Below are 12,821 nucleotides of genomic sequence, written 5' to 3' on the forward strand. Positions count from 1 at the left end.
ACGCCGGGTCCGAACCGCCGGCGTGCGGGAGTTCCGGCCATGCGCCCTGCCCTCTTGATCGCCGCCGTCCTGTCGTGTGCCGTCCTCCCTTCGGCCGAGGCGGCGGCGCGCCCCGTCGTCGTCGAATTGTTCACCTCGCAGAGCTGCTCCTCCTGCCCGCCCGCGGAGGCGCTGATCGGCCGCCTCGCCCATGAGCCGGCGGGTGCGCAGGGCGACGTCCTGCCGCTCGCGTTCCACGTCACCTATTGGAACCACCTGAACTGGCGCGACCCCTACGCCCTGCCGGCCGCCACCGCCCGCCAGGAATCCTACGCGACCCGCCTCGGCGGACCCGCCTACACGCCGCAGGCCGTGATCGACGGGCAGACCGGGCTGGTCGGCTCCGACGAGGTCGGGCTGCGCGCTGCCATCGCCCGCGCCCGGGAGGCCGGCCCCGGCATCCCGGCGACCCTGGCCCGCGACGGCGGGCGCGTCGTCGCGCAGATCGGGCCCGCGCCCGACGCCGGAGGGGCCTCCGGCCGCGTCCTGCTGATCGGGTACGATCCGAGCCACACCACGCGGGTGCTGCGCGGCGAGAATGCCGGGCGGACCCTCGAGCAGGCCAACGTCGTCCGCTCGCTGCAGGATCTCGGGCGCTGGTCCGGTACCGCCGCGACCTTCACGGCGACCCGCCCCGAGGGCGAGACGTCGGCCCTGCTGCTTCAGGCCGATGACGGGCGCATCCTCGGCGCGGCGCGACTCGCCGCGTCCCCCGCCGGGACGGAACGGGAGGCCGTACGATGATGCTCGCCGTTTCGGGCGGGATGCCCGCGCGCGCTTGGGCGCTGGCGTCGGGATCCCACCGCGGGGTAGACACGACGCGGGCCGGGGGGCGGAACGACGGCGGAGCCCGGATGGCGCTCGAAGAGGAACTGGCGACCCTGATGGCGGCGGCGCAGGGCGGCGACGCGGCCGCCTACCGCTCGCTGCTCAAGGCGTGTCTGCCCGTGGTCTCGGCGATCGCCCGGGCACAGGGCGTGCGCGGCGAGGCGGTGGACGATGTCGTGCAGGACGCGCTGATGACCGTCCACCGGGCCCGGGCGAGCTACGATCCGGCCCGTCCCTTCCTGCCCTGGCTGCGCGCCATCACCCAGCGGCGGGCGATCGACCGGCTGCGCCGCGCCGGGCGGCGCCCGCGGGAGGTCAACGACCCCCTGGCCTACGAGGCCGAGGTCGATCCGGGCCCGATCCCCGGCCATGGGCTGGAGGCGCGGGATCGGGCGGCCGCCCTGGCCAGGGCGGTGGCCGCCCTGCCCGACGGCCAGCGGCAGGCCGTGGAGCACCTGGGCCTGCGCGAGCTGTCGCTCGACGAGACCGCGGCCCTCACCGGTCGCAGCAAGGGAGCCCTCAAGGTGAACCTGCACCGGGCGCTGAAGGCGCTCCGGGCCAGTCTGACGCAGGAGCGGGAGTGATGCCCGGAGAGGGGAGCAACCGGGCCGGCGGGGACCTGTCCCGTTACGACCGACTCGTCGAGGAACTCGCAGGCGGCCTCGAACCCGTGCGGCCGCTGCCGACCCCGGAGGCCCGCGCGGCGCTCTGGCTCGGCGTGACGCTGGTGGTCGGCGTCGTCCTCGCGGCCTGGATCGGAACCGGCGGCTTCATGCTGCGCATGCATGTGCCGGATCTGGCCCTCGCGGCGGTCGGCGCCGTGCTGACGGCGATCACGGCCGCCTTCGCGGCCTTCGCCACGAGCGTGCCGGGACGGTCCAGCCGCTGGGCGCTTTTGCCGCTTCCGCCCCTGGCCCTCTGGGTCGGCGCGAGCGGGCTGGGCTGCCTGCGCGACTGGATCGCGCCGGGGGCCGACGTGCCCGGCGAGCACACGATCGCGGGCTGCTTCAGCTTCCTGATCTGCGTCTCGGTGCCCTTGTCGGTGCTGATCGTCGTGATGCTGCGGCGCGCCTGCCCGCTGCGGCCGAACCTCACCGCCGCCCTCGGGGGGCTGGCGGTGGCGGCGGCGGCGGCGGCGCTGCTCATGCCCGTCCACCCCCACGACGCCACCGCCACGGATCTCCTGTTCCACGCGGCGGCGGTGACCATCGTCATCGCGGCGAACGGCCTGGCGGGCGGCCGGCTGCTCGGCCGGCACTCCGGGACCGGCTAGGGCGTACCGGTCGAGGCGCCGGGCCGCGACCACGCGGCGTGAGCCGGTCTGCGGGCCCCGGCGTCCGGCGCGCTCGCCTCAGGCGGCGCTGGGATCGAGGCCCGGCCAGTCCACGATCCGATCCGGCAGCTCGTCCTCGGAGAATTCCTCCTCGTTGCCGGCGAGCCGGCCGCGGACCGAGATGCCCGCCTCGTGCACGCTCGCGGCCCGGCCGGAGATCAGGGGATGCCACGGGTAGAGCGGCTGCCCGTCGCGCACGAGCCGGTACGCGCAGGTCGGCGGCAGCCAGGCGATCGACCGCACCGCTTCCGGCGTCAGGCGCACGCAGTCGGGCACCCGCTTCTGGCGCCGCGCGTAGTCGCGGCACCGGCAGGTGAGGCCGTCGAGCAACGTGCAGCCGATATCGGTGTGATGGACCTCGCCGGTATCCTCGTCCTCGAGCTTCATCAGGCAGCACCGGCCGCAGCCGTCGCACAGGCTCTCCCACTCGGACGGGGTCATGGCTTCGAGCGTCTTGGTCCGCCAGAACGGCTCGACCGCCCCGCGGCGCGGCGCCTCGGGCTTGGGCATCGGGAAAGTCTCTCGGATGGGAAGCCGCCTCTCTGCCCGAGCCCGGGCACCGCTGCAAGCGTGGCCGCCGACGACCTCCATGCGACCGGATCGCACCGTCGTGCGTTACGCCCAAGCTCGTCCGCGGCGATTCGCGAGACTGCGCAGAGCCTCGCCGACGGTTCCGGATCCTGCTATGGACCTCGGATGCCGTGCGGTGGCGCAGGCGCAGGGTTCGTGTCCGCGGCGCGGGCCCTCGACCATCCGCCGCCAGGATCCGCCGCAGAGGCGCTCGACAAGCCGGGTTCTACATCGTGCGCCTGCCGACGCTCACCGAGATCAAGGTCCGCCTCGAACGCGCCGCGCTCGCCTTCGACGCCTGGGTCAATGCCAGCCTGTACGATGGCGGCCAGTCCACGGGCGAAGCCTACGAGCGCTTCCAGCGCGTCATGAGCCGGTTCGCCGTGCGCGGCTGGAAGCGCGTCGCCCTCGACCTGACGAGCGAGGGCGTCACCATCGGGACCGGGGGCGCTGTCCTGATGCTCGCCCTGGCTCAGCCCGCCTTCCAGCTGACGAGCGAGAACTGGCTCAAGCAGCAGGACCTCGCCGTTACCTTCCTCGACCGCTACGGCACCGAGGTCGGCCGCCGCGGCATCAAGCATGACGATTCGCTCAAGCTCGATGACTTTCCCGACATCATGATCAAGGCGCTGGTCTCCACGGAGGACCGGCGCTTCTACGAGCATTGGGGCATCGACCCGATCGGCACCCTCCGGGCGCTGGTCAACAACTCGCGCGGCGGCGGCGGCACGCAGGGCGGCTCCTCGATCACCCAGCAGCTCGCCAAGAACCTGTTCCTGACGAACGAGCGCTCCCTGGAGCGCAAGATCAACGAGGCGTTCCTGGCCCTGTGGCTGGAGAGCCACCTCACCAAGAACGAGATCCTGAAGCTCTACCTCGATCGCGCCTATATGGGCGGCGGCACCTTCGGCGCCGTGGCGGCGGCGGACTATTATTTCGGAAAGCCGCTCAAGGACATCAGCCTCGCCGAGGCCGCCATGCTGGCGGGCCTGTTCAAGGCGCCCACCAAGTACGCCCCGCACGTCAACCTGCCGGCGGCGCGCGCCCGGGCGGCGGACGTGCTGCACAATATGGTGGAGGCGGGCTTCGTCACCGAGGGCCAGATCCAGACGGCGCTTCGCAACCCGGCGACCCCGGTGACCCGCACCCGCGACATCACCGCCGACTATTACCTCGATTGGGCCTTCGGCGAGATCAAGGCCATGGCCGACGCGGGCAAGCTGCGCAGCGACCGTGTGCTGACCGTGAAGACGCCCCTCGACCTCGCCATCCAGAAGCGGGCCGACGAGGTCGTGGCCGACATCCTGCGCAAGTCCGGCGACGCCTACGACGTCGACGAGGCCGCGATGGTGATCCTCGACCCGGACGGGGCGCTGCGCGCCATGGTGGGGGGCGCCGATTACGGCGAGAGCCAGTTCAACCGCGCCACCGACGCCCTGCGCCAGCCCGGCTCGTCGTTCAAGCCCTACGTCTATTCGGCCGCGCTCGCCTCCGGCCTGTTCAAGCCCGACACGACGGTGGTCGACAGTCCCGTCTGCATCGGCAACTGGTGCCCGCAGAATTACGGCCGCTCCTATGCCGGCCGGGTGCCGATGTGGCTCGCGGTGGCGAAGTCGATCAACACGATCCCGATCAAGATCTCGATTTCCCTCGGCAAGGCCATGGGCATCAGTCACGAGGCCCGGGCCGCCAAGGCGGGCCGCGCAAAGATCACCGAACTTGCCCACAAGATGGGCATCACCTCGAACCTGATCGACACGGTGTCGATGCCGATCGGCTCGGACGAGGTGACGGTGATCGACCAGGCGGCGGGCTATGCGGTCTTCGCCAACGGCGGCTTCCGCGCCAAGCCCTACGCGGCCATCGAGGTGAAGAACTCGTCCGGCGAGGTGATCTACCGCCACGCCGACGAGGCGCCCGAGCGGGTGCTCTCGCCGCAGGTCGTGGCCGACATGAACTTCATGCTGAACAAGGTGGTCGAGGAGGGCACTGGCAAGCGGGCGCAGCTCGAGGGCGTGAAGGTGGCCGGCAAGTCGGGCACCACGAACGCCTACCGGGACGCGTGGTTCGTCGGCTACACGGGCAATTACGTCGGCGCCGTCTGGTTCGGGAACGACGATCACACCTCCACCAACAAGCTGACCGGCGGCTCGCTTCCGGCCCAGACCTGGCACGACATCATGGAGCCGGCCCATCAGGGCATCGAGATCAAGGGTCTGCCCGGCCTTAAGGACAGCCCGCGCGCCGCCCAGCAGCAGGCTTCCGGGGGCCCGACCGCCCCGATCGACCCCAATGCCAGCGCCTACGGCAAGCTCTCGCGCCGCTCCTTCGAGGTGATCAGCGGCCTGAACGGCCTGTTCCGCACGGTCGAGCGCGCCCCCGCAGAACCGGCTCCGGACGCACCCTCCGGAACCGGAGAGCCGCGCAAGACCGGCAGGAAGCCCGGCGACCGGGCCGCGGTGCCGCCGTCCGGCCAGCTGCGCGAACTTGCCGAGGGCAGCCGCCCGGTCGGCGGTTTCACCGAGGTTCGGTGAGCGCATGAAGCTCACGATTCCCGACGCGTTCGGCCGCGTCTCCATGTCCGCCGGCGCCCCGCGCAGCCGCGCGGTCCGGTTCGTCCGACGGCTGTGGCGCAAGACTTCGATCGCCGGCCTTGCCGTCTACGCCCTGGCGCTGGGCGCCCTCCTGGGCCTCGCCAGCGCCGACTGGGCGACGAGCGGCGGCTATCCGTTCGGGGGCGTTCAGGTCGGTGCCTGGACCGCTTGGCCGCGGGCCGGCGCGGCGAATGCGGATCCTTACACCCGCGCCGTCAATGCCCGCCGGGGAGAGATCCCTCTGGCGGTCGGTGAGGGCCTGCTCCTGACGGCGGCGGTCGACGATGCCGGGCAGGCGCTCGACGCCACCTGCACCTACCGGATCGGCGGCGCGACGCCGCCCGCCCGCGCCTGGACGATCACGGTGGCCGGCCGCGGCCCGCGCGATCCCGGCCGTGCGCCCCTGCGCGAGGGCTTCACCTCCACCGAGGTGCTGCGCGCGCCCGACGGGTGGTTCTCGATCGTGCTCGCGCCGGATGTGCAGCCCGGGAACTGGCTCCCGAGCCCGCGGGCGACCGGTCCGGTCCGGCTGGCGCTGCGCCTCTACGATACGCCGGTGGCCGCCAGCGTCGGGTCCCTCGACCGGAGTTCCGTGCCGGCCGTTACTCGCCTCGGATGCGCCTCGTGAGCCTGCGCTTCGTCTACGCCACGCTGATCGGCCTCGTGCTCGCCGGGATCGTCCACATCGCGGCGGTCCTGGCGATCCCTGCCCTCTCGGAAGCCGACGCCGTCTCGCGCGCCCGCACCAGCGAGAACCTGGACCATCCGCAGTCGATCTACACGGTCGCCACCGGTGACGACCCCTCCCCGCCCGAGGCATGGCTGCCGATCCCGGATCCGGCGGTGGCGGTGGGCGTCTGCGCCTACAACCTCGCGGACGGGCCCATGCGCGTCTCCGCCCGCACCGGTCCCCTGTCCCTGTCGCTCGCCGCGCATGCCCGCCGCGGGGCCTTCTACGCGGTGACCGACCAGGCCGCGGTCCGTGGCGCCCTCGACCTCGTCATCCTGACCCGCGCCCAGTACGACGAGGCGCTCGCAGACGACGACGAGAACGATCCGAGCCGCGACGTGCGCATCGTCGCGCCCGACACGCGCGGCTTCGTGGTGGTGCGGGTGATCGCCGGTCTCCCGAGTCAGCGTCCCGCCGCGAATGCCGCGGTCCAGGCCGTCTCCTGCACCACCGACACGTCGACGGACGATGCGCCGACGGGCAAGGACGCGCCCGGCAAGGACGCACCCGGCAAGGACGCGCCCGGCAAGGATGTGCCCGGCAAGGGGACGGGGCGCTAGCGGGGCCGTCGAACGGGCTGGCTGCGTCGATCGACGTGCGGCGGGCCTCAGCCACCTTCGTCCGTTCGGGGATCCGCGGATCGTCCGCGTCTCCAGCACTGGGCGATCGGCCGGATGGACCTGCCCCTCTCCCTGACCCACGATCCGGACACGCGCGGGCCTGCACGTCGGCCACGCGGCCGATGTCGCGTCGGCACGGGCGCTGTCGTCGTCAGGATGGGGCGCGACCGCAGTCTCGGCCGTTCAATACTTGACCACCAGCGGCTCCGCCTGCGCGACCGGCACCGGGGGCGGCAGCGGAGCCGGTCCGAGGCCGCAGCGGGCCGCGGCATCCGGCGGGAGGAGCGGGTCGAGCAGGTTGCGGCGGGCGGCCAGCATCATGATGGACCGCTCGGCCGAGACCGATTCCGGTGCCGGCGCCGCGGCGAACAGGTGTTCCAGGGCGAAGCGGTAGCGCGCGAGCCGCAGGCCGGCCTCGAAGCGCACCCAGGCGATCAGGCAGCGATTCTCGGCGACCCGCTGGGCGGCCTCCAGCACGTCGGCGTTGTCGAGGGTCTTGGCGAAGGGCAGGCTGCGCAGACGGGCGGCATCGGCGTCGATGACGCGGGCGGCCAGCGCCACGAAGATCGGGATCAGCCGGGCATCGGCCGTGGCGTCGTCGCCGAGCTTCCGGTAGCGGGAGACCGGGGAGCGGGACGGCTCCGCCGTCAGGGCCTCGTAATAGGAACCGACTTCCTCGTAGCGCCAGGTCGGCGGGAGCACGTGGGCGCTGGCGAGGCCCAGCACCGCGTCCTGAAAGGCGGTGAAGCTGCTGGCGGGCTGGACGAATCGCCATGCGCGGTCGCGCAGGGCCTGCTCGTCGTCGGTGAGGCCGGATTCGAGCAGCAGGCGCCCGCGGTCTCGGGTGCTGAAGCTGCCTGTCGTATCGATGAGCCCGTTCCAGACCCCCGTACGCGGTCGGCCGAAATCGCCGCTCTGGGTGCAGGCTGCGAGCACGGCCAGTGCAGCGCCGACGGGGCCGAGGCGCATCGCTCGGCGTGCGCGGCCGAACGGCCGGCGATCCGGGGCTGACATGGGAGAACCGTCGGTGGCGTCGCGCGGCCGATGTGGCATGGACCGTGACGTCCTCAGGACGCGAGGCGCTCGTAGCGCACGCCGAGGAACAGGAGGATCTCGCCGCGCCGCTCGCCGGAGCGCGGAATGCGGGAACTCCGACGCGCCTCGGCGCCCGGAAAGGGAATCAGGTCCGCGGACGCGGCCGGTGCAACTCTGCGGGACAGATCGGCGGCCGACTTCGACGAGCGGATTTCGCCGGTCTCCTGCTGCTTGAAAAGGGTCATGGTCTCCGGCTCCTGTCGGCGGTCCGAGCATCTGGCCCGGGCCCTTCGGAGGGCGTCGGCAAGGGCTACCGAAACAATCCAGCACGACGTGGTTAACGGAGTCTTTCCAGGCATCGGCGCCCGAAGAGCGCTCTGATGGGAGTTGGCGCGCGACTTGCGTGGCCTTCCGTGCCCATGGCGGGCGTTTCCTCCCTTCGACTTGAGGCCCCGTCCGATCCCGGACGGGGCCTTCTTATGTGGAGCGTCGTGTCTTGTCGGACGGCGCCGCCGTGCGACCCGCGTGCCACACCGCGGCGAAGCGTGGTCGCGACGTTCCTGCGCGGAACCCCTCGGGACCTCCAACGCTTGCCTACCGCCCGGCCCGACCGATATGCCGGACGCGGGCGATTGCGGGACCGCCGCGTCGGTTCTCCGCCCGAGCGAGATTGAGGACACCGCTGAATGCGACTGGTTCCGGAACGATCCCTGCGCGCCGCCCGCCGCCGCGGGTTGGCTACTGCGGCGCTGGCGCTGTTCGCGCTGACGGCTGGCCCCGCCTATGCCCAGCGCGAGGACCAAGGCCTGCAGCTTGGCTGCGCGAACGACTATTTCCGCCTCTGCGCCGGCGTCGACCCGAACAGCCAGGACGCGGATCGCTGCATGATGCGCAACCGCAAGCGCCTGTCTCCCGAATGCCGGTCGGCGATCGGCGACTACGACAAGCGCACGGGCAGCAAGTCTCTGTCCGACGATTGAGATTGCCGCATCCGGTTGTGATGTCCGCCGTTGGCGAGGGGCGTTTGGTATGAGCCTGACCGTCGCGGTTCAGATGGACCCGATCCAGAATATCCGGATCGCGGGTGACACGACCTTTGCCCTGCTGCTGGAGGCCCAGCGGCGGGGGCATACGCTCGTCTACTACACGCCGGACCGGCTCTCGATGCAGGGCCGGCGCGTGACCGCGCGGGTCGAACGCCTGAGCGTGCAGGACGTCGAAGGCGCGCATTACACCCTGGCGCCACCGGAGCGGCTCGACCTGGCCGAGGCGGACGTGGTGCTGATGCGCCAGGATCCGCCCTTCGACATGGCCTACATCACGGCCACCCACATGCTCGAGCGGATCCATCCGGAGACCCTCGTGGTCAACGATCCCTTCGAGGTGCGCAACGCGCCCGAGAAGCTGTTCGTCCTCGATTTTCCCGAGTTGATGCCGCCGACCCTGATCAGCCGCGACAAGGCGGAGATCGAGGCCTTCCGGCTGGAGCACGGGACGGTGGCGATGAAGCCGCTGCACGGGCATGGCGGCGCGGCCGTGTTCAAGGTCACCGAGAAGGACCCGAATTTCGGCTCGATGTTCGACCTGTTCGCCACGACCTTCCGGGAGGCCTGGGTGGTGCAGCGTTACCTCGACCGGGTCACGGAGGGTGACAAGCGCATCATCCTGGTCGACGGCGTCCCCATGGGCGCGGTCAACCGCGTCCCGGCGGCCAACGACATCCGCTCCAACATGGTCCGCGGCGGGGCCGCCTCCGCCTCCGAGCTGACCGACCGCGAGCGCGAGATCTGCGCCACGATCGGGCCCGAGCTGGCGCGGCGGGGCCTGATCCTGGTGGGGATCGACGTGATCGACGGGCACCTCACCGAGATCAACGTCACCTCGCCCACCGGCATCCGGGCGATCCAGCGGCTCGGGGGCCCCGACCTGTCCGTCGCCGTCTGGGATGCGATCGAGGCCCGGATCGCGGCACGCAAGGGCGTGTGACGGCGCGCGGCCTCAGGTCTCCGCGCGCGGCGTCGCGCTGAGTTCGGCCCAGTCGAACTCTTCCTCCAGCAGGAAATAGGCGTCGTCGCCGATCCGGCCCTGGCGGCGCAGGGCGAGCACCGCGTCGCGGGCGGCCTCGACGGCTTGGCGCCGGGCGGCGTCCGCCGGCAGGCTCTCCGGCGCCAAGCCCTCATCGTGCGCCTCCGCCTCCGCGAGGGCCGCGCGGAACTCGGCGCGCAGCGCGTCGGTCGCCGGCGCGTCCTCCGCATCCGCGAGGCTGTCGAGGGCGGCCTTGTAGGCCGCCGCCCGGGCCCGGCCCGTCTCACGCCCCACGGGGTCGTCGTCCTCGAGCCGCAGATGGGCGAGCAGCGGCCGCAGGGTCAGGCCCTGAACGATCAGGGTTCCGAGTACCGTGACGAAGGCGGCGACGACCACAAGATCCCGGTGCGGGAACTGGGCAGGCAGCGCCAGGGCGGCCGCCACGGTGACGATCCCGCGCATGCCCGCCCAGGACAGGGCGATGCCCGGCCCCAGCCGCGCCGGAACTCCGGCCTGGCGGAGGCCGAATTCGCGGATCCCGGTGGTCGGCAGGACCCAGGCGAGGCGGGTCACCACCACGGTGGCGAAGGTCGCGCCCGCGAGGATCAGGGCCTGCCACGCATCCGCGCCGCTCAGCCGCTCCCGGATCGGGTCGATCTGGATGCCGATCAGCACGAAGGCCAGGACGTTGAGCACGAAGACCGCCGTGTCCCAGACGGCGTAGGAGATCACCCGGGCCCGGGGCGCGGTGACGCCGGGGGCCCGGCGGGCGACCGTCACCGCGAAGGTCACGATGGTCAGGACCCCCGACAGCTCGAGCCGCTCCGCGGCGAGCCAGATCCCGAAGGCGGCGACGAACTGCATCACGATCGCGCTCGCCGGGTCGGTCACGCGCCGGGTCACGGCCACGAACAGCAGGCCGAGGCAGGGGCCGACGACGAGGCTCGCGACGACGCCCAGGAGGAACGCCGGCGCCACCTCCGCCGGGTGGAAGGTGCCGGCCATCGCGGCCGTCACGCCGAGCCGGTAGATCAGCAGCGAGGCCGCGTCGTTGAGCAGGCTCTCGCCGCGCAGGATCGTGGCGAGCCGGTGCGGCATCGGCGCGTGCTTGAGCACCGCCAGTGCCGCCACGGCGTCGGGCGGCGCGACCACGGCACCGAGCACGATGCAGGCGGAGAGCGGCATGTCCGGGACGACGAGCCGCGCCACGACCGCGACGGCGAGCGTGGTCACCGCCACCGCCCCGACCGCGAGCCCGGCCACCGCGCGCCAGTTCTCCTTCAGATCCCGCACGGAGGCGTCGAAGCCGGCATCGAGCAGGACCGGAGCCAGGAACAGCGCGAGCGCCAGTTCGGGATCGAGCCGCAGGTTCGGGACGCCGGGGACGAAGGCGAGGCCGACACCGCCCAGCGCCAGGAAGGCCGGATATGGCGCCCCGAGCCGACGTGCGACACCGGCCAGTAGGACGGCGCCGAACAGGACGCCGACGACCCACTCGAAGACTAACATGCTGCTGAAAGAGGCGGAGCCCCGGGACCGTTCCGGGGCCCACGGTCGCAGGCCGGCTCAGTACTGCACGGTGGCGCGTACCCCAAGCACCGCCGCGTTGCGCAGCCGGCGGCCGTCCGGACCGGCGATGCCGGCGCCCGGCCGGATGACGTATTGCGCGTCGGGCTGAACCGTGAAGCCCGGCACGACCACGGCCTGATAGGTCGCCTCGATCACCGCCTCGGCGCGGCGGCGGGGCATCGGCATGCCCGAGTAGAGGATCGTGTCCCGGTCGGCCCGCTGGGCCTCGTCGCTGATGCGCGCGTAGGCGACGCTGAGGCCGATCGTGTCGTCGTCGCGCCCGTCGAACAGGCCCTTGTAGGCCAGCCCGGTATCCAGGTAGGCGTCGATCAGGCTGGAGCGGGTGGGCGACCACGCGGCACGCACGAAGAAGCCGAGGCCCTCGTCGTCCTTGCCGGATTCCCGGTAGAGGGTCTGGTCGTAGATCGCGTAGAGGCCGGCATTGCCGCGCACCGGCCGGCCGATCCCGGTGGCGTTCGGGTCGGCGAGCGGCACGCCGGTGATGTCGAAGCGCAGGCTGTCGAACCGGCCGAAATGCTGCCAGCCGCCCAGGGTGATGTCGCCGGGCAGGCCCCGGGAACCGGGCGCGATGTTGTACGCGTAGGTGGCCTCGGCGATGATCAGAGCCGGATCGCGCAGGCGGAAATTGGTGCCCGTCCGGTCGAGGCGCTGCGCCTCCGGATCGTCACCCGGACGGTTCGCACCGGCCGGATCACCGTCGTAGAGCCCGACCTGCAGGGAGAAGCCGTTGCCCGGCACGTATTTGGCCCGGATCGCCGGGGCTGCGAGCGGGTAGGCCGGCCCGCCGCTGGGCAGGTCGAGCCCGGTGATGACCGGCCAGCCGAAGGTCGAGTTCACGAACAGCGTCGCGGTCTGGCTGACGAAGAACTCGGTGTCGGCAGCCTGCTGCCCGATCCGGATCCCGAGCTGGCCGTCCATCAGGCTCTGGTCGAACCAGAGCACGTAGAGCCGCGTGGACGGCAGCGCCTCGATGACGCTCGTGGTCAGCAGGTTGCCGACATAGTAGCGCGACAGGCCGGTGCCGTGGATGAAGTAGGCGTTGGCATGGACCGTGGCGCCTTGCCAGCCCGCCAGCCGGTCGAGGTCGAGGTTGAGGCGCAGGTTGAGGCGATCCTCGACGATCGCACCCTGTCGAAGGCCGCCGACCGGATTGCCGAGCACGTCGGCGATGTAGGTCAGACTGTACGCGATGCCCCGTTCCTTCAGGACCGGGCGGATCCCGAGCGGGTCGCCGAGCGGGCCGAGAGAGGGCTCCACCGAGCGGACATAGCCGCCGGAGGCCTGGCTGGTGGTCTCCGGCTGCGAGACCGAGATGCGCGGATCGGCGCCCGCGCCCTCGTACACGGTCCGCGTCTGGGCCGCAGCGGGAAGGGTCGACAGGCCGAGGGCCAGCCAGGAAATGAGTTTGCAGGACATCGGCCGCTTCTGGGCGACAGCACACGCGCAGCATAGCATGG

At 72.0% G+C, this 12,821-nt stretch carries 13 protein-coding genes; 8 read left to right on the forward strand and 5 right to left on the reverse strand.

Going from position 1 to position 12,821, the window contains the following annotated elements:
- Positions 1-39: 39 nt before the first annotated feature.
- From PQI07_RS34200 to PQI07_RS34210, 3 genes are all read left to right on the forward strand, one after another.
- Positions 40-783: a DUF1223 domain-containing protein gene (locus PQI07_RS34200; RefSeq protein WP_274929072.1), complete on the forward strand. Its 744-nt coding sequence runs from the start codon at positions 40-42 to the stop codon at positions 781-783.
- 110 nt (positions 784-893) lie between these two features.
- Complete coding sequence (locus PQI07_RS34205) at positions 894-1,451, forward strand: sigma-70 family RNA polymerase sigma factor (RefSeq protein ID WP_043349707.1); 558 nt, start codon at positions 894-896, stop codon at positions 1,449-1,451.
- Positions 1,451-2,140 (forward strand): NrsF family protein, encoded by a 690-nt coding sequence (locus tag PQI07_RS34210; protein WP_051976350.1) that lies wholly within the window; start codon positions 1,451-1,453, stop codon positions 2,138-2,140. Before PQI07_RS34205 ends, PQI07_RS34210 begins: the two co-directional genes overlap by 1 nt.
- Before the next feature lie 78 nt (positions 2,141-2,218).
- On the opposite strand, the gene PQI07_RS34215 is transcribed toward PQI07_RS34210, so the two are convergent.
- Positions 2,219-2,710: a YcgN family cysteine cluster protein gene (locus PQI07_RS34215; RefSeq protein ID WP_043388797.1), complete on the reverse strand. Its 492-nt coding sequence runs from the start codon at positions 2,708-2,710 to the stop codon at positions 2,219-2,221.
- A gap of 293 nt (positions 2,711-3,003) precedes the next feature.
- On the opposite strand from PQI07_RS34215, the gene PQI07_RS34220 reads away from it, so the two are divergent.
- The 3 genes from PQI07_RS34220 to PQI07_RS34230 are packed head-to-tail and all read left to right on the forward strand — an operon-like array spanning position 3,004 to position 6,654.
- A complete protein-coding gene (locus PQI07_RS34220) occupies positions 3,004-5,304 on the forward strand; it encodes a transglycosylase domain-containing protein (RefSeq protein ID WP_043388795.1) in 2,301 nt (766 codons plus the stop codon).
- Positions 5,305-5,308: 4 nt separating this feature from the next.
- Entirely contained in the window at positions 5,309-5,992 is a 684-nt protein-coding gene (locus tag PQI07_RS34225) for a DUF1214 domain-containing protein (RefSeq protein ID WP_043388792.1), read from the forward strand.
- Positions 5,980-6,654 carry a DUF1254 domain-containing protein gene (locus PQI07_RS34230; protein ID WP_274929073.1) on the forward strand — a complete coding sequence of 225 codons (675 nt, stop codon included), beginning with the start codon at positions 5,980-5,982 and terminating at the stop codon, positions 6,652-6,654. Before PQI07_RS34225 ends, PQI07_RS34230 begins: the two co-directional genes overlap by 13 nt.
- A 243-nt stretch (positions 6,655-6,897) precedes the next feature.
- On the opposite strand, the gene PQI07_RS34235 is transcribed toward PQI07_RS34230, so the two are convergent.
- Positions 6,898-7,683 carry a hypothetical protein gene (locus PQI07_RS34235; RefSeq protein ID WP_043349725.1) on the reverse strand — a complete coding sequence of 262 codons (786 nt, stop codon included), beginning with the start codon at positions 7,681-7,683 and terminating at the stop codon, positions 6,898-6,900.
- A gap of 98 nt (positions 7,684-7,781) precedes the next feature.
- Positions 7,782-7,994 carry a hypothetical protein gene (locus PQI07_RS34240; RefSeq protein ID WP_274929074.1) on the reverse strand — a complete coding sequence of 71 codons (213 nt, stop codon included), beginning with the start codon at positions 7,992-7,994 and terminating at the stop codon, positions 7,782-7,784.
- 441 nt (positions 7,995-8,435) lie between these two features.
- Between PQI07_RS34240 and PQI07_RS34245 the strand changes: the two genes are divergently transcribed.
- Together PQI07_RS34245 and gshB are read left to right on the forward strand one after the other, a co-directional pair.
- Positions 8,436-8,729 (forward strand): hypothetical protein, encoded by a 294-nt coding sequence (locus PQI07_RS34245; protein ID WP_043349730.1) that lies wholly within the window; start codon positions 8,436-8,438, stop codon positions 8,727-8,729.
- Between the two features lie 49 nt (positions 8,730-8,778).
- Positions 8,779-9,735, forward strand: a complete 957-nt coding sequence (gene gshB, locus PQI07_RS34250) for a glutathione synthase (protein WP_043388789.1) — start codon at positions 8,779-8,781, stop codon at positions 9,733-9,735.
- Between the two features lie 12 nt (positions 9,736-9,747).
- Here the strand turns inward: gshB and PQI07_RS34255 are convergent, their stop codons facing one another.
- Both PQI07_RS34255 and PQI07_RS34260 read right to left on the reverse strand, forming a co-directional pair.
- Positions 9,748-11,283 carry a cation:proton antiporter gene (locus PQI07_RS34255; protein WP_043349735.1) on the reverse strand — a complete coding sequence of 512 codons (1,536 nt, stop codon included), beginning with the start codon at positions 11,281-11,283 and terminating at the stop codon, positions 9,748-9,750.
- A 57-nt stretch (positions 11,284-11,340) separates the two neighbouring features.
- Positions 11,341-12,780: a carbohydrate porin gene (locus PQI07_RS34260; protein WP_043388785.1), complete on the reverse strand. Its 1,440-nt coding sequence runs from the start codon at positions 12,778-12,780 to the stop codon at positions 11,341-11,343.
- Between the last annotated feature and the right edge of the window lie 41 nt (positions 12,781-12,821).

The sequence above is a fragment of the Methylobacterium sp. 092160098-2 genome, assembly GCF_028920805.1.
In the GTDB taxonomy this organism is placed as follows: domain Bacteria; phylum Pseudomonadota; class Alphaproteobacteria; order Rhizobiales; family Beijerinckiaceae; genus Methylobacterium; species Methylobacterium fujisawaense.